Source organism: Pseudomonas izuensis, from assembly GCF_002356535.2.
Classification (GTDB): Bacteria; Pseudomonadota; Gammaproteobacteria; order Pseudomonadales; family Pseudomonadaceae; genus Aquipseudomonas; species Aquipseudomonas izuensis.
The window spans coordinates 947810-966537 of record NZ_AP017423.2 but is presented as its reverse complement, the minus strand read 5'-3'; the positions used below and the strand labels follow the sequence as shown (position 1 = coordinate 966537).

At 60.0% G+C, this 18728-nt stretch carries 18 protein-coding genes; 8 read left to right on the top strand and 10 right to left on the bottom strand.

The features are described 5' to 3' along the window. Window positions 1-3 precede the first annotated feature (3 nt). The 3 genes from cyoA to hmpA all read right to left on the bottom strand — a co-directional run bounded on the left by cyoA (window position 4) and on the right by hmpA (window position 3747). A complete protein-coding gene (cyoA, locus tag LAB08_RS04270; RefSeq protein ID WP_096513374.1) occupies window positions 4-939 on the bottom strand; it encodes a ubiquinol oxidase subunit II in 936 nt (311 codons plus the stop codon). 824 nt (window positions 940-1763) lie between these two features. Further along, a complete protein-coding gene (locus LAB08_RS04265; RefSeq protein ID WP_096513376.1) occupies window positions 1764-2273 on the bottom strand; it encodes a disulfide bond formation protein B in 510 nt (169 codons plus the stop codon). Window positions 2274-2565: 292 nt separating this feature from the next. Continuing rightward, window positions 2566-3747, bottom strand: coding sequence for an NO-inducible flavohemoprotein (gene hmpA, locus LAB08_RS04260; RefSeq protein ID WP_096513377.1), 1182 nt, complete (start codon window positions 3745-3747; stop codon window positions 2566-2568). Window positions 3748-3903: 156 nt separating this feature from the next. Between hmpA and norR the strand changes: the two genes are divergently transcribed. From norR to LAB08_RS04235, 5 genes are all read left to right on the top strand, one after another. Next, window positions 3904-5454, top strand: coding sequence for a nitric oxide reductase transcriptional regulator NorR (gene norR / locus LAB08_RS04255; RefSeq protein ID WP_096513378.1), 1551 nt, complete (start codon window positions 3904-3906; stop codon window positions 5452-5454). Window positions 5455-5644: 190 nt separating this feature from the next. Beyond that, on the top strand, window positions 5645-6547 hold the full coding sequence (locus LAB08_RS04250; RefSeq protein WP_096513379.1) for a chemotaxis protein CheV: 903 nt from the start codon (window positions 5645-5647) through the stop codon (window positions 6545-6547). A 27-nt stretch (window positions 6548-6574) separates the two neighbouring features. Further along, the gene (locus LAB08_RS04245; protein WP_096515567.1) at window positions 6575-7033 is read left to right on the top strand and encodes a GNAT family N-acetyltransferase; all 459 of its coding nucleotides are present in this window, start codon (window positions 6575-6577) and stop codon (window positions 7031-7033) included. Window positions 7034-7176: 143 nt separating this feature from the next. Then, window positions 7177-7503 carry a hypothetical protein gene (locus tag LAB08_RS04240; RefSeq protein ID WP_096513380.1) on the top strand — a complete coding sequence of 109 codons (327 nt, stop codon included), beginning with the start codon at window positions 7177-7179 and terminating at the stop codon, window positions 7501-7503. Between the two features lie 83 nt (window positions 7504-7586). Then, the gene (locus tag LAB08_RS04235) at window positions 7587-8336 is read left to right on the top strand and encodes a YkgJ family cysteine cluster protein (RefSeq protein ID WP_096513381.1); all 750 of its coding nucleotides are present in this window, start codon (window positions 7587-7589) and stop codon (window positions 8334-8336) included. Between the two features lie 155 nt (window positions 8337-8491). Here the strand turns inward: LAB08_RS04235 and LAB08_RS04230 are convergent, their stop codons facing one another. Continuing rightward, window positions 8492-8749, bottom strand: coding sequence for a hypothetical protein (locus tag LAB08_RS04230; RefSeq protein ID WP_096513382.1), 258 nt, complete (start codon window positions 8747-8749; stop codon window positions 8492-8494). Window positions 8750-8915: 166 nt separating this feature from the next. On the opposite strand from LAB08_RS04230, the gene LAB08_RS04225 reads away from it, so the two are divergent. Both LAB08_RS04225 and LAB08_RS04220 read left to right on the top strand, forming a co-directional pair. Continuing rightward, entirely contained in the window at window positions 8916-9890 is a 975-nt protein-coding gene (locus LAB08_RS04225) for a 2-hydroxyacid dehydrogenase (RefSeq protein ID WP_096513383.1), read from the top strand. Between the two features lie 162 nt (window positions 9891-10052). After that, a complete protein-coding gene (locus tag LAB08_RS04220) occupies window positions 10053-10562 on the top strand; it encodes a DUF2165 family protein (RefSeq protein ID WP_096513384.1) in 510 nt (169 codons plus the stop codon). Window positions 10563-10574: 12 nt separating this feature from the next. Here LAB08_RS04220 and LAB08_RS04215 read toward each other — a convergent pair whose 3' ends face one another. Beyond that, a complete protein-coding gene (locus LAB08_RS04215) occupies window positions 10575-11477 on the bottom strand; it encodes a DMT family transporter (RefSeq protein WP_096513385.1) in 903 nt (300 codons plus the stop codon). A gap of 151 nt (window positions 11478-11628) precedes the next feature. Here LAB08_RS04215 and LAB08_RS04210 point away from each other — a divergent pair, with 151 nt between their 5' ends. Further along, a complete protein-coding gene (locus tag LAB08_RS04210) occupies window positions 11629-12504 on the top strand; it encodes an AraC family transcriptional regulator (RefSeq protein WP_096513386.1) in 876 nt (291 codons plus the stop codon). Window positions 12505-12609: 105 nt separating this feature from the next. Here the strand turns inward: LAB08_RS04210 and LAB08_RS04205 are convergent, their stop codons facing one another. The 5 genes from LAB08_RS04205 to LAB08_RS04185 form a co-directional block, all read right to left on the bottom strand. Continuing rightward, window positions 12610-15039, bottom strand: coding sequence for a TonB-dependent siderophore receptor (locus LAB08_RS04205; RefSeq protein ID WP_096513387.1), 2430 nt, complete (start codon window positions 15037-15039; stop codon window positions 12610-12612). 229 nt (window positions 15040-15268) lie between these two features. Then, window positions 15269-16258 (bottom strand): FecR family protein, encoded by a 990-nt coding sequence (locus LAB08_RS04200; RefSeq protein ID WP_096513388.1) that lies wholly within the window; start codon window positions 16256-16258, stop codon window positions 15269-15271. Next, entirely contained in the window at window positions 16255-16827 is a 573-nt protein-coding gene (locus tag LAB08_RS04195) for an RNA polymerase sigma factor (RefSeq protein ID WP_096513389.1), read from the bottom strand. Before LAB08_RS04195 ends, LAB08_RS04200 begins: the two co-directional genes overlap by 4 nt. A 258-nt stretch (window positions 16828-17085) precedes the next feature. Beyond that, complete coding sequence (locus tag LAB08_RS04190; protein ID WP_096513390.1) at window positions 17086-17496, bottom strand: HPF/RaiA family ribosome-associated protein; 411 nt, start codon at window positions 17494-17496, stop codon at window positions 17086-17088. Window positions 17497-17710: 214 nt separating this feature from the next. Beyond that, window positions 17711-18658 carry a LysR substrate-binding domain-containing protein gene (locus LAB08_RS04185; RefSeq protein WP_096513391.1) on the bottom strand — a complete coding sequence of 316 codons (948 nt, stop codon included), beginning with the start codon at window positions 18656-18658 and terminating at the stop codon, window positions 17711-17713. Window positions 18659-18728: the final 70 nt, after the last annotated feature.

Sequence of the window (18728 nt, the reverse complement as noted above, 5' to 3'; positions counted from 1 at the left end):
CGTTTACTCCTCTGCCCCGGCAGCTGAATGCGAGTTCATGTCCGTAGCGGCCACTTCTTTCTCTTTCTTCTCGTGGTGCACCTTAGGACCTGGTTTCATGCCTTCGTACTTGTCGACGATGATCTGGAACAGGTTCGGCGTAACCGAGGAGTAGAGCTCGACTGGGTTGTTCTGGCTCTGCTTGGCAAGAGCTGCGTATTCAGCCTGTTCAAGCTTCTTAGGTGCCTTTTTGACTTCACTTACCCAGGCGTCGAATTCTTCCTGGGTAGTCGCGGTCGCTTTGAATTTCATGCCGGTGAAGCCAGCGCCGCTGTAGTTGGCGGAGATACCGTCCATCTCAGCGTTCTGGTTGGCGATCAGGTGCAGCTTGGTCTGCATGCCCGCCATCGCGTAGATCTGGCCGCCCAGCGCAGGGATGAAGAACGAGTTCATCACAGCGTCAGAGGTGATCTTGAAGTTGATTGGCGTGTGCGCCGGGAACACGATCTTGTTGACCGTGGCAATGCCTTGTTCCGGGTAGATGAACAGCCACTTCCAGTCCAGCGCGACCACTTCGATGGTCACCGGCTTCACGTCGGATTCCAGCGGACGGTACGGGTCCAGGGCGTGGGTCGACTTGTAGGTGACGTAACCCAGGGCAATGATGATCATGATTGGCACAGCCCACACCGCGATCTCGATCTTGGTGGAGTGGTTCCACTTCGGCGTGTAGGTAGCGCTGGTGTTGGACGCGCGATATTTCCACGCGAACAGGAAGGTCATCACGATGACCGGAATCACGACCAACAGCATCAGCAGCGTTGCGGTGATGATCAGGTTTCGCTCGTCCAGGCCCACCTGGCCCTTGGGGTCGAGCAAGGTCATGTTGCAGCCTGACAGCAGCAATGTGCCCATCAGCGGCAATAAGCCTAGTAGTCTGGGGTACCTGTTTTTACTCATCTCACGACCTCTAAAGCAGCTTGCGCAATGCAGTTGGGTTTTGATCGCCAACACTTCACCCTGCCAAGGGTTGGCATTTTTCTTGGATTGAATAAGGGCTGGCCCGTCGAGCGTCAGACGCGTTTCGACAAATCCTGGGCTAGCGTGAGTTCTTATTCGAATTCGTGGTCAAAGGCCTTGTTACAGACCAATTCCATTTGGTGCGGATAATTGGAGGCACCGACACCTGGGCATCGCATGAAGCCGCCCGGCCTCTCGACACCCTGTTCCTGCCCAAACACCTGGTGGGCGTGAGCAGAGCCGGGAATTCAGTGCGGGCGATTGTAGTTATGTAGCGTTTTTTAAACCATGTCTCATCCCGAAATAATTTATATCCCGCCCCGCAACAATCCTTAACACAACTTGTAAAAGTGGCGCATGTTATCGAAATTGATTCTCAACAAAAACACCAAAAATAGTAGGCCTACCATCCGCAATTCAGACAGCATCGAAGGCTCGGCGGCTGCGCCCGATACGGCGTGAGCCCCATATGGCAAGGGCTCTGGCAAATTGCCAGAGCCTGTTAAAACTGCCTGCTCCAGCGTGACGAGGGTCAAGTGACCTTCCTGAAAAGCAGGCCAATTTCATTGCGTACCCGCGTACCAATCCGATGCACTGAAAGCCGGTGCGACACTCAAGATGTGACAACATGTCGCACACTTGCCACACCCTTCGTTGCCGCCTGTCACGGACTTTTTACCTGGCCTCTGAAAATGCAAAAACGCCCCGGTCCTCTGTTCAAGGACCGGGGCGTTTTTGATGTCACGGCGTGGTCGCCGATGACCTCAGCGCAGCGCTTTGCGATTACGCACAGTGAGTAGCGGCACCAGCACCACCACCAGCACGAAGGCGACCAGCGCCCACTGCGCCAGCGACAATCCAAGGATCGGCGGGTACGGCGTGGAGCAGAAACCATCGACCTGGAAGCCCAGCGGGAAGATCTTCGCCAGCGGCAAGCCATCGACAATCGGCTGCAGGACGTCGATGCCGCAACTGACCGCCGGATAGAACTGCGTAAAGACGTGATGCCCCGCCACTCCAACGCCTGCCAGCGCGCAGATCACCACCAGGGTTTCACACACCGTGATGCTACGACGACTGCGCATGGCCGCGCCGACAAAAGCGAAGATCGCGATCAACAGCAAGGCATAACGTTGCAGGATACACAGCGGGCATGGCGCCTCGCCCAGCACGATTTGCATGTACAGCGCACCGCCGATCAGCGCCAGGCAGATAACGCCCAGCAACACCAGATAGCGCCGTTCACGGCCCAACCGCATGGTTTCCTCGCTCATCGCGTTTCCCTTCAATATATCGATTGCCCGCCAGTCTACACGCTGACCTGGATCTTTGAGAGCCCGGCGCGTGGTGGGGGGATGTCGGGGGGGAATAGACAATAGGCGGGTTAAGAAGGGATTAACTTTCGAGCGTTTTTCAGGATTGAAACCGCGGTGCTGCATTCGCGAGCAGGCTCGCTCCCACAGTGGATCTACGCCAGACACAAAACCTGTGTTCACTGGAGATCCCTTGTGGGAGCGAGCCTGCTCGCGAAGCAGGCGACTCGGTGTCCCGAGTCGCCACCAATGTTTACTCCAGCGCCGCAGCCGGGCCGAAGAACTCGTAACGGCTCTGCTTCTCGGGTACACCCAGCGCCTTGAGGTGACGCTTGATCGCGGCCATGAAGCCTTTCGGGCCGAGGAAGTAGGCATCCACGTCGCGCTCGGCAGGCAACCACTCGCCCAACTGCTCCTGGCTCAACAACCCGACCTTGTGCGCCGCCGGGCTCATACCGTCGTCTTCGGCATAGCAATAGAAGCGCTTGAGTTGCGGATGACGCTCGGCCAGCCCGTCGATCCAGTCACGGAAGGCGTGAACGCTGCCGTTGCGGGCACAGTGGATAAAGTGCACCGGCCGCTCGGTTTCCAGTGCCGCTTCGAGCATCGCCAGGGTCGGCGTGATGCCGACGCCACCGCTGATCAGCACCAGCGGTTTGTCGCTCGCGGTCAGGGTGAACTCCCCCGAAGGCGGAAACAGCTGAATGCTCGCCCCGACATGCAATTGATCGTGCAGGTGGTTGGACGCGCGGCCGCCGGTTTCACGCTTGACGCTGATGCGGTACTGGCCTTTGTTCGCCAAGGCCGACAGCGAATAGTTGCGACGGATTTCTTCGCCATCGAGGATCAATTTCATGCCGATGTACTGGCCCGGCTCTGCCGCCAGAATCGGGCCTTTGTCGGCAGGTTCGAAGTAGAACGAGGTAATTTCCGCGCTTTCCTCGACCTTGGCCACCACGACGAAATCCCGCGCCCCGCGCCAGCCGCCCGGTGCCTGTTCTTTCTGGTCGTAGATGCTGGTTTCGGCACCGATCAGGATATCTGCCAGCTGGCCGTAAGCTGCGCCCCACGCCGCGATCACCTCTGGTGTGGCGATTTCTTCGCCCAATACTTCAGCAATTGCACGCAGCAGGCAGGAGCCAACAATCGGGTAGTGTTCCGGCAGAATCTGCAGGGCCACGTGCTTGTTGATGATCTTGGCCACCAGGTCACCCAACTGGTCGAGCTGGTCGATGTGGCGTGCATACATCAATACGCCGTTGGCCAGTGCGCGTGGCTGGTCACCGCTGGCCTGGTGGGCCTGGTTGAACAGCGGACGCACCTCCGGGTACTCGGACAGCATCATGCGGTAGAAGTGGGTGATCAGCGCTTCACCACCGCTTTCCAGCAGCGGCACAGTGGATTTGACGATGGCACGGTCTTGAACGCTAAGCATAAGGTGACTCCAGAGCAACGAGGGTTTCTTAACGGTTGCCCTATGCTTATCAGGTTTCGTGCCAGAATTTATTTTCATATAAATCAATAACTTAACAACATGATAGTCATATCGACACAGCCTGCTTTATAGTCACACCGACTACATGGAGTCACTATGACTGCAAAATCCCTGCTTACCGCCCTGCTGCCACTGGTCTCTGACCTGTCCCGCGAACTCCCCGAAGGCGAGCGCTATCGACGCTTGCTCGAAGCGATGCGCGCCCTGCTGCCCTGCGATGCGGCCGCCCTGCTGCGCCTCGATGGCGAGTGGCTGGTCCCGCTGGCCGTCGACGGCTTGAGTACCGACACCCTCGGGCGCCGCTTCAAGGTCAGCGAACACCCGCGCTTCGAAGCGTTGCTCAGCAGCCACGGCCCGACCCGCTTCGCCGCCGACAGCAACATGCCCGATCCCTACGACGGTCTGGTTGAAGGCCTGGACGACCATCTGGAAGTCCATGACTGCATGGGCTGCCCGCTGTTCATCGACGAGCGTCCATGGGGCCTGTTGACCCTCGACGCCCTCGATCCCGGGCAATTTGAACCGATCGAGCTGGATGCCTTGGAGGCTTTCGCCAGCCTTGCCGCCGCCACCGTGAATGCCGCCGAGCGCATCGAGCGCCTGAACAATCGCGTCGAAGATGAACACCAGCGCGCCGAGGTCTACCGCCAGGCCAGCGGCCAGCAGAACCGCGAAATGATCGGCCAGAGCAAGGCGCACAAACGGCTGGTGGAAGAAATCCATCTGGTGGGCGGCAGTGATCTGACCGTGCTGATCACCGGGGAAACCGGGGTCGGCAAGGAACTGGTGGCCCAGGCCATCCATGCCGCCTCGCCCCGGGCCGACAAGCCAATCATCAGCCTCAACTGCGCCGCGCTGCCCGACACGCTGGTGGAGAGCGAGTTGTTTGGCCACGTGCGCGGCGCCTTCACCGGGGCGATGAATGATCGACGCGGCAAGTTCGAACTGGCCAATGGCGGCACGCTGTTTCTCGATGAAGTCGGCGAGCTGTCGCTGACGGTCCAGGCCAAATTGCTGCGCGTACTGCAAAGCGGTCAGTTGCAGCGGCTGGGGTCGGACAAGGAACATCAGGTCGATGTGCGGCTGATCGCGGCGACCAACCGCGATCTGGCCGAAGAAGTGCGCAGCGGCCGCTATCGTGCCGACTTCTATCATCGCCTCAGCGTTTACCCTTTATTAGTGCCGGCCCTGCGTGACCGTGGCCGCGATGTACTGCTGCTCAGCGGTTATTTCCTCGAACAGAATCGCTCGCGCATGGGCCTTAACAGCCTGCGCCTGAGCAGCGACGCCCAGGTTGCGTTGCTGGCGTACGACTGGCCGGGCAACGTGCGGGAACTGGAGCACTTGATCGGCCGCAGTGCGTTGAAGGCCCTGGGTAACTGCAAGGAACGGCCGAAAATCCTCAGCTTGAGCGCAGCCGACCTGGACCTGCCCAACGGCAGTGTCGAAGTCGCCGCCGAGCAACCGGCTGCGGCCGCCGTGGCGTTGGTGACCGGGGATTTGCGCGAGGCCACTGAAAACTATCAGCGCCAGTTGATCGGTGCGTGCCTGGAGCGGCATCACCATAATTGGGCGAGCGCGGCGCGTGAACTAGGCTTGGATCGGGCAAACCTTGGGCGGATGGCCAAAAGATTGGGGATGAAGTGAGGGCCTCTTCGCGAGCAGGCTCGCTCCCACAAGGATTGTCGCTGCCTTTGTGGGAGCGGGCCTGCTCGCGAAGGCGCACTACCATTCAACCGATTAACTAAAGCCTGCCCCCAACAAGTCGATAACCCGGCATTGATAGCTCTTGGCGTTCCTCGGGATCGCCCGTCACCTTTTTCCACAGAAGGTACTTATGTCTTCCACCAAAGGCCGCGCGGATTCACTTTCGCTTCTGCTGTTCACCTTGCGCAGTGGCAAGTTGATGGCGATCAACCTGCTCAAAGTCAGTGAAATCATCCCCTGCCCGCCGCTGACCAAATTGCCGGAGTCGCACCCCCACGTAAAAGGCATCGCCACCCTGCGCGGCGCCTCGTTGTCGGTGATCGACCTCAGTCGCGCCATCGGCGAGCGCCCGCTGGAAGATCCGAACGGCGGCTGCCTGATCGTCACCGATGTCAGCCGCTCCAAACAGGGCTTGCACGTTCAGGCTGTCAGCAAGATTGTCCATTGCCTGACCACCGACATCCGCCCGCCGCCCTTCGGCTCTGGTGGCGTGCGCTCGTACATCACCGGCGTGACCTCGGTCGATGGCACGCTGGTGCAGGTGCTGGACATCGAGAAAGTCATCCATGGCATCGCTCCGGTGCAAATCGACATGGCACCGACCGAGCTCAGCATGGAAGATGCCGAAGTGCTGGGTAATGCGCGGATTCTGGTGGTCGATGACAGCCAGGTGGCGTTGCAGCAATCCGTGCACACCCTGCGCAATCTCGGCCTGCAATGCCACACGGCGCGCAGTGCCAAGGAAGCCATCGATTGCTTGCTGGACCTGCAAGGTACTGCCCAGCAGATCAACCTGATCGTCTCCGACATCGAAATGTCCGAAATGGACGGCTACGCCTTCACCCGCACCCTGCGCGAAACCCCGGATTTCGCGCACCTCTATGTGCTGCTGCATACCTCGCTGGACAGCGCGATGAACAGCGAAAAGGCCCGCCTGGCCGGCGCGAACGCGGTGTTGACCAAGTTCTCTTCGCCGGAACTGACCAAATGCCTGATCGACGCGGCCAAGGCTGTGGCCGAACAAGGACATTGAGGCTTGGCCGGGGACTATTGCTGGCTGATGCGGCGCGACCTCGCCGAGGTGGTGCCCGCCATCCGCTGGCCATCCGGCATTCAGTTGACCCACTACCGCCCTGAACTCGCCGCTGCCGTGCATCACTTGATGGAGTCGGGTTACAGCGACGGTGGCGGTCGCGTGCCGGCCCTGGCGCTGTGGCAACGCCAGTTCGAGACCGACCCCGAATACGATCCCGAGCTCTGCTTCGTCTTGCTGGACAGCGAAGGCGTGGTTGCGGTGTGTCAGTGCTGGACCAGTGCCTACATCAAGAATCTGGTGGTGCATGCGCGGGCTCGACAGCAAGGTCTGGGGCGCGCGTTGCTGCTGCATGCTTTCAAGGTGTTTCAACAGCGCCGGGAAGGGTTTGTGGATTTGAAGGTGCTGGAAGACAACCTGCGGGCGCGGCGGTTGTATGAAAGTGTCGGGATGCGTGTAGTCCGCCGCGAACCGGTTCCAATCTGAAACCGCTTTCGCGAGCAGGCTCACTCCCACAGAGGATCGCGCTTCCCTTGTGGGAGCGAGCCTGCTCGCGAAGAGGCCCTTACAAACGCCATCAAACCATCAGGCATACTCCAACCTTGGACATCACCCAAGGATCCCGAACCATGAAAGCTTCGACCCTGACCTTCCTCTGCCTCACCGCCCTCGCCACCCACGCCCATGCCTCCAGCCCGGACGCCTGGGCCGCCTACGACAAAGCCGTGCTCGCCAGTTGCACCAAGGCCAGTGGCTTGAAGAACGCCAAACCGGTCGGCAACGCCGCGCAGTTCGATGACCGTGTCGGCTACACCGCACTCCTGCTACAAGGCCAGTACCCGCAAAAACACATGAAAGGCGCGCAAGGCACCGAGCTGTGCCTCTACAACAAACAGAGCAAAACCGCGTACGTCACCGAATGGGACTCCATCCGTGCGGCCGCCAAGGCGCAGTGAGTGGCGCATAACTTGCTTCGGCTGGGGTCTTTGCGGTGGCATTCTGTCGCCGTTTCATGCTCCCGGATGCGACTGACCGCTCAATGAATACGACGTTTTCCTGCGTAGGCTGTGGCAAATGCTGCAATGACCACCATGTCCCCCTGACCCTGCCCGAAGCCCGCATGTGGGCAGCCGACGGCGGTCAAGTGATCGTGCTGGTGGAAGCCTTCCTGAGTAATGGCCTGGGCCTGCCGGTGCAGCAACGCGAACATGCCGAACGTCGTTCGGCCATGGTCCGCAGCGCCGACGCCGAGGCGTATGTCGCCATCACCTTTGCCGCTTACAACCTGGGTGCCTGCCGGAATCTTGACGAAAACAACCTGTGCCGCATCTATGAGCGCCGACCGCTGGTGTGCCGTATCTACCCGATGGAAATCAATCCGCACATCCCCCTGAACACCGCCGTGAAGGAATGTCCGCCCCAGTCGTGGGAAAAAGGGCCGGAGCTGATAGTCGGTGGTGAATTGGTTGACAGAGACCTGTCGGAATTGATCCAGCGCTCCCGTCAGGCGGATCGCGATGACATTCAGATGAAGGACGCGATGTGCGCGCTGCTGGGGATCCGAACGACCGCGCTGAAGGGTGATGGGTTTACCGCTTATCTACCGGATATGAACGAATTCGCCAGGATCTTCGATGAACTGAACGGCCAGGCATTGCCGCAGTGGAGCAGCGAGTGGCTGTTTCATGTTTCGGGTGAGGATATTGCCGGGCAGGTTTTGGCGGCAGGGGCACAGGTGGTGACGGATGCGCCTGTGAACTATGGATTCATTTCGTTGCGGGCGGCCTGATCCAAAAAGTGTGTTGCCTGTGATGGCCCCTTCGCGAGCAGGCTCGCTCCCACAAGGGATCTTCAGTGAACACAGATTGTGTGTGCAACGCAGATCCACTGTGGGAGCGAGCCTGCTCGCGATGAGGCCCGCACAGGCGCTACAAAAACTGGGGCTTAACGCTTGCCCATCGACCGCCGAGTCCCCGGCGGCGCCATGCCTGGCGTCTTGGTGTGACCGTTCTTGGCGCCGTTCTTGTACCACGGCTGGTTGGAGCCTTTGGCGCCTGCCAGCTCTCCCGGTTTGAACGGGAACTTGAACGCCGGGATCGCGGCTTTGGTTTCGCTATCGGCGCTGGAGTCGACGCTGTCTGGCAGCTCTGCCTGTTCGTCGCTCAAGGTGTCGGCGACCGGCGGTTGTTTCGGGGAAGTCATGAAAGCTCCGGGTGATGCGTTATGTGTCGGGCCCGGTCAGCGAGCCGCGAAAGGCGGCAGTATAACTGGATGAAGCGCCGCAAGCTGCTGTTAAGCGACTCGCACAAATCCCGGCAAGAATGTTAGCGTGCTCAGCATTCTCCTCCGCACCGACGAGCCTGCATCCATGAAAAAAACCGTCCTCGCCTTCAGCCGCGTCACACCTGAAATGGTCGAACGCCTGCAACAAGACTTCGACGTCATCGTGCCGAATCCGAAAAACGGCGACATCAATGCCCAGTTCAACGAAGCCCTGCCCCACGCCCACGGCTTGATCGGCGTCGGTCGCAAACTCGGTCGTGCGCAACTGGAGAGCGCGGCCAAACTGGAAGTGGTGTCCAGCGTTTCGGTGGGCTATGACAACTATGACGTGGCGTACCTGAGCGAACGCGGGATCATGCTGACCAACACCCCCGACGTGCTCACCGAAAGCACCGCCGACCTGGCCTTCGCCCTGTTGATGAGCAGTGCCCGCCGCGTAGCCGAACTCGATGCCTGGACCAAGGCCGGGCAATGGAAAGCCACCGTCGGCGCACCGTTGTTCGGTTGCGATGTCCACGGCAAGACGCTAGGTATCGTCGGCATGGGCAACATCGGTGCAGCCATCGCCCGCCGTGGCCGCCTGGGCTTCAACATGCCGGTCATCTACAGCGGTAACAGTCGCAAGACCGAGCTGGAACAGGAGCTCGGTGCGCAGTTCCGTACTCTGGATGAATTGCTGGCAGAAGCCGACTTCGTGTGCCTGGTGGTGCCGCTCAGCGAGAAAACCAGACACCTGATCAGCCATCGCGAACTGGCGTTGATGAAACCAGGCGCCATCCTGGTCAATATCTCGCGCGGCCCGGTGGTGGATGAGCCGGCACTGATCGAAGCGCTGCAAAGCAACCGGATTCGCGGTGCCGGGCTGGATGTGTACGAAAAAGAACCACTGGCGGAATCGCCGCTGTTCCAGCTGAAAAACGCCGTGACCTTGCCGCACATCGGCTCGGCCACCCATGAAACCCGTGAAGCGATGGCCAACCGCGCCCTGAGCAACTTGCGCAGCGCCTTGTTGGGCGAACGTCCGCAGGATCTGGTCAATCCGCAGGTCTGGAAAGGTTGATTGAACCGCGGCACGCCTTGCTCGGCGTGCCGCTTGTAAACACACTTTATTGAAGCGCAAGTAACGACATAACTCGCAACTCAGTGCCCGGCCACTTTACAAAAAAACGCCGATAAACTCCGACGACAAAAAAGCACTGACGTGCACTCGGAGCGTATTGGCATGAACAACTTCACCACTGCCGGCGTTATCAGGCGGAGCAAAATACTGGTCGTCCTGATGGCGGCTCTTTTCGGACTGATGACGCTCACCAACAACTTCACTGACTACGCGGCGTACTCCGACTATATCGGGCGAATCATCAGCATGAGCGACACAACAGGTAATGATTCCCGTCGATACAGAGCCGTCACTTCCATGATTTTCCATCACCGCTTTTATTGGGCGATCATCACCCTCGAGATCATATTCACCTTCAGTTTCCTGGTAGGCACTTATCAGCTGTGCCGAAAACTTTCTGCACCACGCAGTGAATTCCACGAAGCCAAGAAGTTCGCCATCATTGGTTTCAGTACAGCCATTTTCGTTTACCAGACCTTATACGTCACCATACTCAACGAATGGTTCGACATGGAATACTCCGCTCAGCGCAATGCATTCGAATGGGCAAGAAGCAACATTGAATACATGTTCCTCGGGCTGATATTTCTGCTGGTAGCCAAGGATAATTAAACAGCATGTTTCTCATGCCAACTTGCCCGCCACCGGGTTAATACTCGCCCTGGGTTTGCGGAACACCAGCACATTACCCAACATCACCATCACCAGCCCCACCAGCGCCGGAGCGGTCCACTGGTAGCCTTCGACAAATGCCGAGACATTCAGCGCCACCACCGGGAACAGCACGGTGCAATAGGCGGCACGCTCCGGCCCCATGCGACCGACCAGCGTCAGGTATGCGGTGAAGCCGATCACCGAGCCCGGAATGACCAAATACAACAGCGAACCGATGTAGCGCGCACTCCACTCCACGTCGAACGGAATCCCCTTGACCAGGCACCACACCGATAGCATCGCCGCGCCGTAAGCCATCCCCCAGGCGTTGGTCGTCAGCGGCTTGAGTCCGGCTTTCTGCTGCAGGCTCGAAAGCATGTTGCCCGCCGAGAAGCACAAGGTGCCGCACAGGGCCAGGCCCAGGCCCAGCAAGGTTTGCGGGCTGGCAGTGTGGCCGACCAGTTCCGGCCAGAACAACAGGCCCAGGCCGAGCAAGCCCAACGCGCCGCCCATCAGCACATTGCGGGCGATTTTCTGGCCGAAGAACACCCGCGCATTGAGGGCATTCCACAAAGTAGCGGTGGAGAACACCACGGCGACCAGACCGCTGGGAATCCACTGGCTGGCGGTCAGGAAACACATGAAATTGACGCAAAACAGGCACAACCCCTGCGCCAGGCAAATCAGATGCCCGCGCCGGTTCATCACTTGCAGACGCCGGCTGAGCAGCAGCATCGCGAACAGCACCAACGCCGCGAGACCGAAGCGATAGACAATCGACACGGGAATCGCCACCACGCCCAGTTGCCATTTCAGGGCAATCCAGGTGGTGCCCCAGATCAGCACGGTCAGCAGGTACAAAGAAAGGTTCATGGCAAAGGCTCCTCGATAGGTGCCCAGTGTCCGGTGCCGGGCCTTGGCGCACTTGCATAAACTTGCGCTTTTGTCGCGCGACAGGCTGGCAGGCGAACCTCTACGGAGTAGGATGCAGGGCGTTGGATGCAGGTGTTAACGAGCAACGATCATGGCCGCACTGGAAACCCTACAAGTCTTTCAAGCCCTCAACCGCTCGCCCAATGCTCGCCTGGAGCACAGCGCCGAGCTCGGTGACGGCCTGTCTGCGGCCTTGTGGAGCAACCATCACGATGCCCAGGACTACGAAGCGCCGAGCCACCACACATTGTCGTGCTACATCGCCGGTGGCACCGGCACCTTTCGCCGCGACCAGCCCGGCACCAAGGGCGGCCCGGACAAACTGTGCATCCTGCCCGCCGATCATCAGTCCGGCTGGGTCATCAACGGCGACATTCGCCTGGCTCACCTGTATTTCAGCCCCGAACAATTTGCCCTTGGCTGCGTCACGCTGCTCGATCGTGAGCCGCGGGAATTGCAGTTGCGCGAGCAAACCTTTCTGGAGGACCCGCAGCAGGCGTCGCGTTTTCGACAGTTGATCGCCCTCAACTGGGACGAACCGGGTGAGCGCCTGCTCACCAGCAGCCTGGCCCACGAAATGCTCAGCCATGCGCTGCTCAGCCAGGTCAGCACCCGTCCGGACTTGCGCCTCAAGGGTGGCCTGGCGGCGCATCAACGGCGGTTGTTGGTGGAATACATCGACGGCCACCTGGCCGACGCCATCAGCCTGGGGCAATTGGCGGCGCTGTGCGCGTTGTCGGAATACCACTTTGCGCGGATGTTCCGCGAAAGCTTCGGCTTGCCGCCGCATCAATATGTATTGGCACGCCGCTTGAGCCGGGCGCGGGATTTGCTGCGCACGACATCGCAACCATTGGGGGAGATTGCATTGGCTTGCGGGTTCGCCAGTGCCAGTCACTTTACCAACCGGTTCCGGCAGACGTTGGGAGGAACGCCCGGCGAATATCGCCAGGCGTTTCTACGGTAGACCGGAGATTTTCGGCGCCAGTCACGCCGCCATCGCTGGCAAGCCAGCTCCCACAGGATTTGTGGGAGCTGGCTTGCCAGCGATGAACGATAATGCAGTCTTTGATCAGAACACCAAAGTGCTCGACACGATCACCTGCCGCGAATCGCCCATCGATACGAAGAACCGACTCGCCGCAGAGGTGTAGTACGTACGGTCGAACAGGTTTTTCACGTTGAGCTGAAACTTGACCTTCTGCCCCTCGACCTTGGTGTCGTAGGTCGCAAACGCATCGGCCACAGTGTAGGCCGGCAGGTCGAAATCATTGACCGCATTGCCCTCCCGTTCACCGACATAACGCGCCCCCGCACCGACCCGCAGTTGATCGCCACCGACGACGTTACCGAAGTCATAAACCGCCGACAGCGAGCCACTGTTCCTGGCGACGTTCTGCAATTTCTTGCCTTCGTAAAGCGGGTCTTCGGTGACCTCGGCATCGGTGTAGGCGTAGCTGCCGATCATGCTCCAGCGATCGGTGAGCTGGCCGCTCAAATCCACCTCAAGACCACGAGAACGCACTTCACCGGCCGCGCTGTAAACCGTCGTCGGGCCTTCGGCGTTGGCCACCAGTACATTGCGCTTCTTGATGTCGAACAAGGCGATATTGCCCGTCACACGACCCGGCAGATCCAGCTTGGCGCCCAGCTCCCAGGACTTGGCTTCTTCCGGCGCGATGCTGCCGTCCAGCACAGTGGTGCTGCCGCTCAACGGTGCAATGGTCGAGTTGGGTTTGAACGATTCGGTGTAGCTGCCGTAGAACGACAACGCATCGGTGTAGCGATACACCAGGCCCGCGCGCGGCACCCATTTCTGCCCGTTGCTGTCGGTGTTGGCGTGGAATGGCACGCCTTTGCCGGCGTACTGGTCGTACGCCTGGAAACGCCCGCCCGCCACCAGAATCCACTGGTCGGTGAGGTGAATGGAGTCCTGCAGGAAGATCGAGTCGCTGCGCAGTTCATCGGTCTGCGCGCTGTCGGCTGCACTGACGGTAGTGCCCGGCACTTCACGGCCATACACCGGATTGATGTAGCTGAAGTTGGTCAGGCTTTTCTGGCGAATCAGGTCTTCACGGAAGATCTTGCGGTACTCGTCATCGACGCCTATCAACAGGTCATGCTGCATGCCCAGCACATTCACGTTGCCTTCGAGACTCGCGGTGGTGAAGCGGTCGGTGCTGATCGCGCCTTGGGTACCGTCCATGCTGCGGGTCAGCGTGCCTTTGTTGGTGTCGATGGCCGTCACGCGTACCTGGCTGGCGTCGTAGGTTTCGCGGTTCCAGCTGTAGCCGAAGTGGGCTTTCCAGTTGTCGTTGAGCTCGTGGTCGGCCTCGAAGTGATAGAGGTCGGAGCGCCCTTCCATGTTGTTGAACGGTTCATCCAGGCGTTCTTCGCGCGAGATGCTCAGAGGATGATTGTCACGAGGGTCGATCAGCGTGCCACGGTCGAACGGGGTCAGGAATTCACGGTGCTCATAGGCGAACAGCAACTTGGTGCTTTCGCCGAACCAGGCCAGGGAGGGCGCCACCAGGCTCTCGCGATGAACACCGAAATTGCGCCAGTAATCTTCGTCTTCATGGTCCAGCACCATGCGATAAGCCAGGCCGGAATCCCCCAGCCCGCCGGTGCTGTCGAAGGTGCCACCGCTGCCGTTCTTGCCTTCGCCATAGGTCGAGCCACGCAGGGTCATGGCGTTGTACTGCTCAAGCTCCGGCTTCTTGCTGACCATGTTCACCACGCCGCCCGGGTCTTGAATCCCGTAGAGCAGCGAGGCGGGCCCCTTGAGCACCTCGACCCGATCCACGGTGGCGTTCATGCCGCGGCCCTGCACGATCGGCATGCTGTCGCGCATGATCGAGCCGTTGCGGTTATCCCCGAAACCGCGAGTCATGACCGAGTCCTGGGTGCTGCCCAGGGTGTTGCCCTGGGTGATACCGCTGACGTTGGCCAGGGCATCATCCAGATTGCGCGGCGCCTGATCGCGAATGACCTGGGCCGCGACCACGTTGATGGTTTGCGGAATTTCCTGAATGGGGGTCGAGGAGCGCATGACCGAACTGACGGGCGGTGGCTGGTAGCTGGTCGATTCGTCCATTACCGACGTGATGTTGGTCGCGCCCAGGTTCAAGGCGCCTTCGGTAGGCTGCGGCTCAAGTGCCATGGTGTGGCCGTCGGTACGACGGAAGGTTAAACCCGAACCGCCGAGCAAACGCTGCAGTGCCTGTTCGGCGCTCATCTGGCCATTCACGGCGGGCGCGTTGAGACCGTAGGGCGCTTCATCGGTGTAGACGACGCTGATGCCGGTCACCCGGCTGAAATCGCTCAAGGCCTGAGGCAAGGGTTTGGCGGCCATCGAAAAACTGAACTGCTCACGTTGCTGACTACCGCCAGACTCAGCGGCCATCGCCACGCTCGGCGGCAGCAATGCCAACGCCGAAAAGCTCAAGGCAGAAACACCCAACCATTGTTTGACCGAACCCGATTTTGCCCTGGACTTCATGACTCATGACCTGTGTAGAACCGCAGCGGATGCGAATGACTCGCAGTTTCAGTCACTACACGGATGGCGTTCGGTTTTACCTCAGCAAAAATTTGAAAATATTTTTTCTTGAAGGATGTGGCGCCTGATCTGGCCCCATCGCGGGCAAGCCTTGCTCCCACAGGATCCCCCCAATCCTGTGGGAGCGAGCGGGCGGCGTTCCGACTTGCCCGCGAAGAGGCCGGCGGCTTCAACGCAAAATAATCAGATGCCCCAACACCTGATGCTGCTCAAACCCCAACACCCCCTGCAACGAACCCAACACCGCCTGCGGGTTCTTGCTCGGAAAACTGCCACTGACCCGTCGCTTGGCCAGTTCATCGTTGAGCAGCACGATCCTTCCCGGGTAATACCGGCCGAGGTCCTGCACCACGTCAGCCAACGGCGCCTTGTAATAGTTGAGCCAACCCTGGCGCCACGCCAGTTGCGCTTCACTGTCCACCCCGTGTAAAGGTTGCGCCGTGCCTTCGCCATAGGCCACTTGCTGGCCGGCGGTGAGGATTTGCTGGGCAGCGTTTTTATCCGCCGTCACGGCGACGCGACCGGACAATACCGTGACCTGCGCGCCGTGGGGCTGCAGGCGCACTTCGAACTGCGTGCCCAGCACTCGCGCCTGGCCCTTTTCGGCGTCGACCACGAACGGCTCGCCCGTGTGGGTCACGCTGAAGAAACCGGCACCGCGACGCACCTGCACATGCCGTTCACCACGACTAAAATCCACGGCAATGGCACTGTCGGCATCGAGGGTGACTTGTGACTGATCGGCCAGGGTGACGGTGCGGATTTCCCCCGGCGCCGAGACATAATCGGCGCCCAGGTCATCAACCCAGCGCGACGGCTGCCAACCGGTGCCGAAGCTGATCATCAGCACCAGGCAAGCGGCCATCGCCAGCGCCCCGGACCAGCGCCTGACGCTGTGGCGGCGCGAGCGATTCATTGCATTGAGGTAACGCTGCAAGGCCAAGGCGTCTTCATCGGCCAGGGTGCGCGCCGGCACTTCGCTCAACTCCCACAGCACTTGCGCGCGGGCGTAGGCCTCGGCATGGGCCGGGTCAGCCTGCAACCATTGGCTGAAGGTGGCTTGGTCGCCACTGCTCGGCTGGTCATGCAACAGGCTCAGCCAGGCCAACGCGGCCTGCTCTTGAGCGGGCGTCGGAGTGACGGTTTGAAAGTTGTTCACGGTGCTTTCCCTGGCGTACGCGGTTCCGGTTCCCGAAGGCTGGCCTTGCAGGCCTCGAGTGCGCGCATCATATGTTTTTCCACGGCGCTTTGGGACAACCCCATGGCCTTGGCGATTTCGGCGTACTTGCGGCCATGGATGCGGTTGAGCAAAAAAATCTGCCGCGTGCGTTCGGGCAAGGCGCGCAACGCGGCTTCGACATGCCGTAAATCGTTGCCCGCCTCCAGCGCCGCTTGCGGCTCACTGCCGACACCGTCGGATGGCTCCACCATCAAGCCTTCGCTGGCCCGGGCGCGCGTGCCTTCACTGCGCAAGTGATCGATGGCGATGTTGCCGGCGCAACGCAACAGGTAGGTGCTCAGTTCCTCGACCTGCACCAGCGGCCGCCGCCAGAAACGCAGGAACAAGTCCTGCACCAGGTCCGCTGCCGTCGCCCGGCAACCGACGCGGCGATTGACCAGCGCTTCCATTTGCGACCGTTGCGACAGGAACACCTGGAGAAAATGCGCACGATCGCCGCGCGGTTCGTCGTGCGCAAGATCGTGCGGTTCGGGGGGACTCGTGATCATCGGTTCAGTACTGCGCAAAGGGCAATCGGGCTGGTCAGCGAGGCGCAATACTAATGATAAATATTCTCATGCGCAAAAGATCATTAATGCAAACCTGTAGGAGCCGGCTTGCTGGCGATGGCGGTGTGTCAGGCGTCATCAATATTGATTGATGCACCGCCTTCGCCAGCAAGCCGGCTCCTACAGGGCATCGGTGACACCGGAAATAAAACGGGCCTGCAATGCAGACCCGTTTTCATTGGGAAGGTGAATCAGGCTTCAGGCGTTTTGCGCAGCCTGCTCGTTTTCAAGAAACTCTTCTTCCAGCAGCACATCCGCGTGAGCCCTGCGCTCGAACGGCACCACGGCGGCGCGTGGTTTTCCGCGCAATTTGCCGAACAGGTGTTCAAGTGCATGCTCGAGCTTCTCGGCAGCCCCGTCTATCGCCAGTTCCAGGTTGGCGGCTTTATGGGTGACAGAAATCGGTTGGTGGCCTTTTGGCCTCGCTTCCAGCTGGCAGCGTAAATCGTGGGGACCGGGCTTGTCGCCGTTCTCGTCCCGCAGGTGAACTTCGACTCGGGTCAAGTCCTCCTCATAACGTTCGAGCGTGCTCTCAATGGTGGTTCGTACCCACTCCTCCAGTCGTTTACTGCTTTGAATATGGTTATCGCTATTGACTTGGATTTGCATAGTTCATCCCTTATTTCAGCTAGCTCGCGAGAGGCCGGTCAGCTAAGCCCTTGGGCGTCGTCACCGTGACCTCTTGGTTACACAATCGGTCTGTACGCTGAACAATTCAACCCCTGAAAAAAGATAATTTTGTAATCGCAAAAAAAGCCGGACAACCGGTAAAAGCGCTGTTAAGGTCGGGAGTTGATTCGCCCCGCCCCTCTGTCACAAATTCTCACATTTGCCGCTCCCCAAGCGGGTGCAGACCGCGAAAAATCCCCGCCTCTTCCACCAGCCAGTCATGCACCGCACGTACGCCCGGATGGCTCAGCGCACCCGGCGCATAGAGCAGCATGTAGCGTTTGTGATTGGGCACCGCCAGGCCAAACGGCACGATCAGCGCTCCCCGCTCCAGCTCGTCGTTCAACAGCGTTCGCCGGGCAATCGCCACGCCCATTCCGGCGATGGCCGCCTCGATGGTCAGGTGATTGCGATTGAACGTGTGCCCGCGCCGCACATCCGCGCCTTCAAAACCAATGGCGTTGAGATAGAACTCCCATTCCGCATATTCGTAGCTGCCGCGCCAGGCAGTGATGTCATGTAGCAGCGGGAAATGCATCAGGTCGGCGGGGCCATGCAGCGGAGGACGACCGCGCAACAGGCCCGGTGCACACACCGGAAAAATCTGTTCATCGAGCAAGGCTGTGGATAACAGTCCGGGGTAGCTGCCGTCGTTCAGGTCGATGGCCAGATCGAAGTCGCCCTCATGCAACGGCACGCTGCTGTCCTCCGCCACCAGGCGCAACTGGATGTCCGGAAAACGTTGCTGCAAGCGCGGCAGGCGTGGGGTCAGCCATTTGCTCAGGAACGACGGAATCGATCGCACCCGCAGTGTCCCGCTGATCATGCCCGCGTCCAGTCGGCGCAATTCCGCGTCGATGCTGCCGTAGGCTTCGTTGACGGTGATGGCCAGTCGCTGGCCTTCGGCACTCAACTCCACGCCCCGGGCACGCCGATGAAACAGGCGAAAACCCAGGCGTTCCTCCAGTTGACGGATCTGCTGGCTGACCGCCCCCGGCGTGATGTGCAGCTCTTCGGCGCAGCGGGTGAACGACAAGTGCCGGGCGGCACAGGAAAACACCTGCAGCCACACATAAGTCTGGGCGTGTAATTGACGGCTCATCGTTTAGTCCTGCTAAAGGCTGTCTTAGGAAGTTTCGTTGGTCACGTAGGACCGAGGTTGGCAGTATCGC

Excerpts from the sequence above, each read along its gene's own strand:
- LAB08_RS04205 (WP_096513387.1), bottom strand. The coding sequence starts at position 15,039 with ATGAAGTCCAGGGCAAAATCGGGTTCGGTCAAACAATGGTTGGGTGTT.
- norR (WP_096513378.1), top strand. The coding sequence starts at position 3,904 with ATGACTGCAAAATCCCTGCTTACCGCCCTGCTGCCACTGGTCTCTGAC.
- LAB08_RS04250 (WP_096513379.1), top strand. The coding sequence starts at position 5,645 with ATGTCTTCCACCAAAGGCCGCGCGGATTCACTTTCGCTTCTGCTGTTC.
- LAB08_RS04190 (WP_096513390.1), bottom strand. The coding sequence starts at position 17,496 with ATGCAAATCCAAGTCAATAGCGATAACCATATTCAAAGCAGTAAACGA.
- LAB08_RS04245 (WP_096515567.1), top strand. The coding sequence starts at position 6,575 with ATGCGGCGCGACCTCGCCGAGGTGGTGCCCGCCATCCGCTGGCCATCC.
- LAB08_RS04220 (WP_096513384.1), top strand. The coding sequence starts at position 10,053 with ATGAACAACTTCACCACTGCCGGCGTTATCAGGCGGAGCAAAATACTG.
- LAB08_RS04225 (WP_096513383.1), top strand. The coding sequence starts at position 8,916 with ATGAAAAAAACCGTCCTCGCCTTCAGCCGCGTCACACCTGAAATGGTC.
- LAB08_RS04265 (WP_096513376.1), bottom strand. The coding sequence starts at position 2,273 with ATGAGCGAGGAAACCATGCGGTTGGGCCGTGAACGGCGCTATCTGGTG.
- cyoA (WP_096513374.1), bottom strand. The coding sequence starts at position 939 with ATGAGTAAAAACAGGTACCCCAGACTACTAGGCTTATTGCCGCTGATG.
- LAB08_RS04185 (WP_096513391.1), bottom strand. The coding sequence starts at position 18,658 with ATGAGCCGTCAATTACACGCCCAGACTTATGTGTGGCTGCAGGTGTTT.
- LAB08_RS04215 (WP_096513385.1), bottom strand. The coding sequence starts at position 11,477 with ATGAACCTTTCTTTGTACCTGCTGACCGTGCTGATCTGGGGCACCACC.
- hmpA (WP_096513377.1), bottom strand. The coding sequence starts at position 3,747 with ATGCTTAGCGTTCAAGACCGTGCCATCGTCAAATCCACTGTGCCGCTG.
- LAB08_RS04235 (WP_096513381.1), top strand. The coding sequence starts at position 7,587 with ATGAATACGACGTTTTCCTGCGTAGGCTGTGGCAAATGCTGCAATGAC.
- LAB08_RS04230 (WP_096513382.1), bottom strand. The coding sequence starts at position 8,749 with ATGACTTCCCCGAAACAACCGCCGGTCGCCGACACCTTGAGCGACGAA.
- LAB08_RS04240 (WP_096513380.1), top strand. The coding sequence starts at position 7,177 with ATGAAAGCTTCGACCCTGACCTTCCTCTGCCTCACCGCCCTCGCCACC.
- LAB08_RS04195 (WP_096513389.1), bottom strand. The coding sequence starts at position 16,827 with ATGATCACGAGTCCCCCCGAACCGCACGATCTTGCGCACGACGAACCG.
- LAB08_RS04210 (WP_096513386.1), top strand. The coding sequence starts at position 11,629 with ATGGCCGCACTGGAAACCCTACAAGTCTTTCAAGCCCTCAACCGCTCG.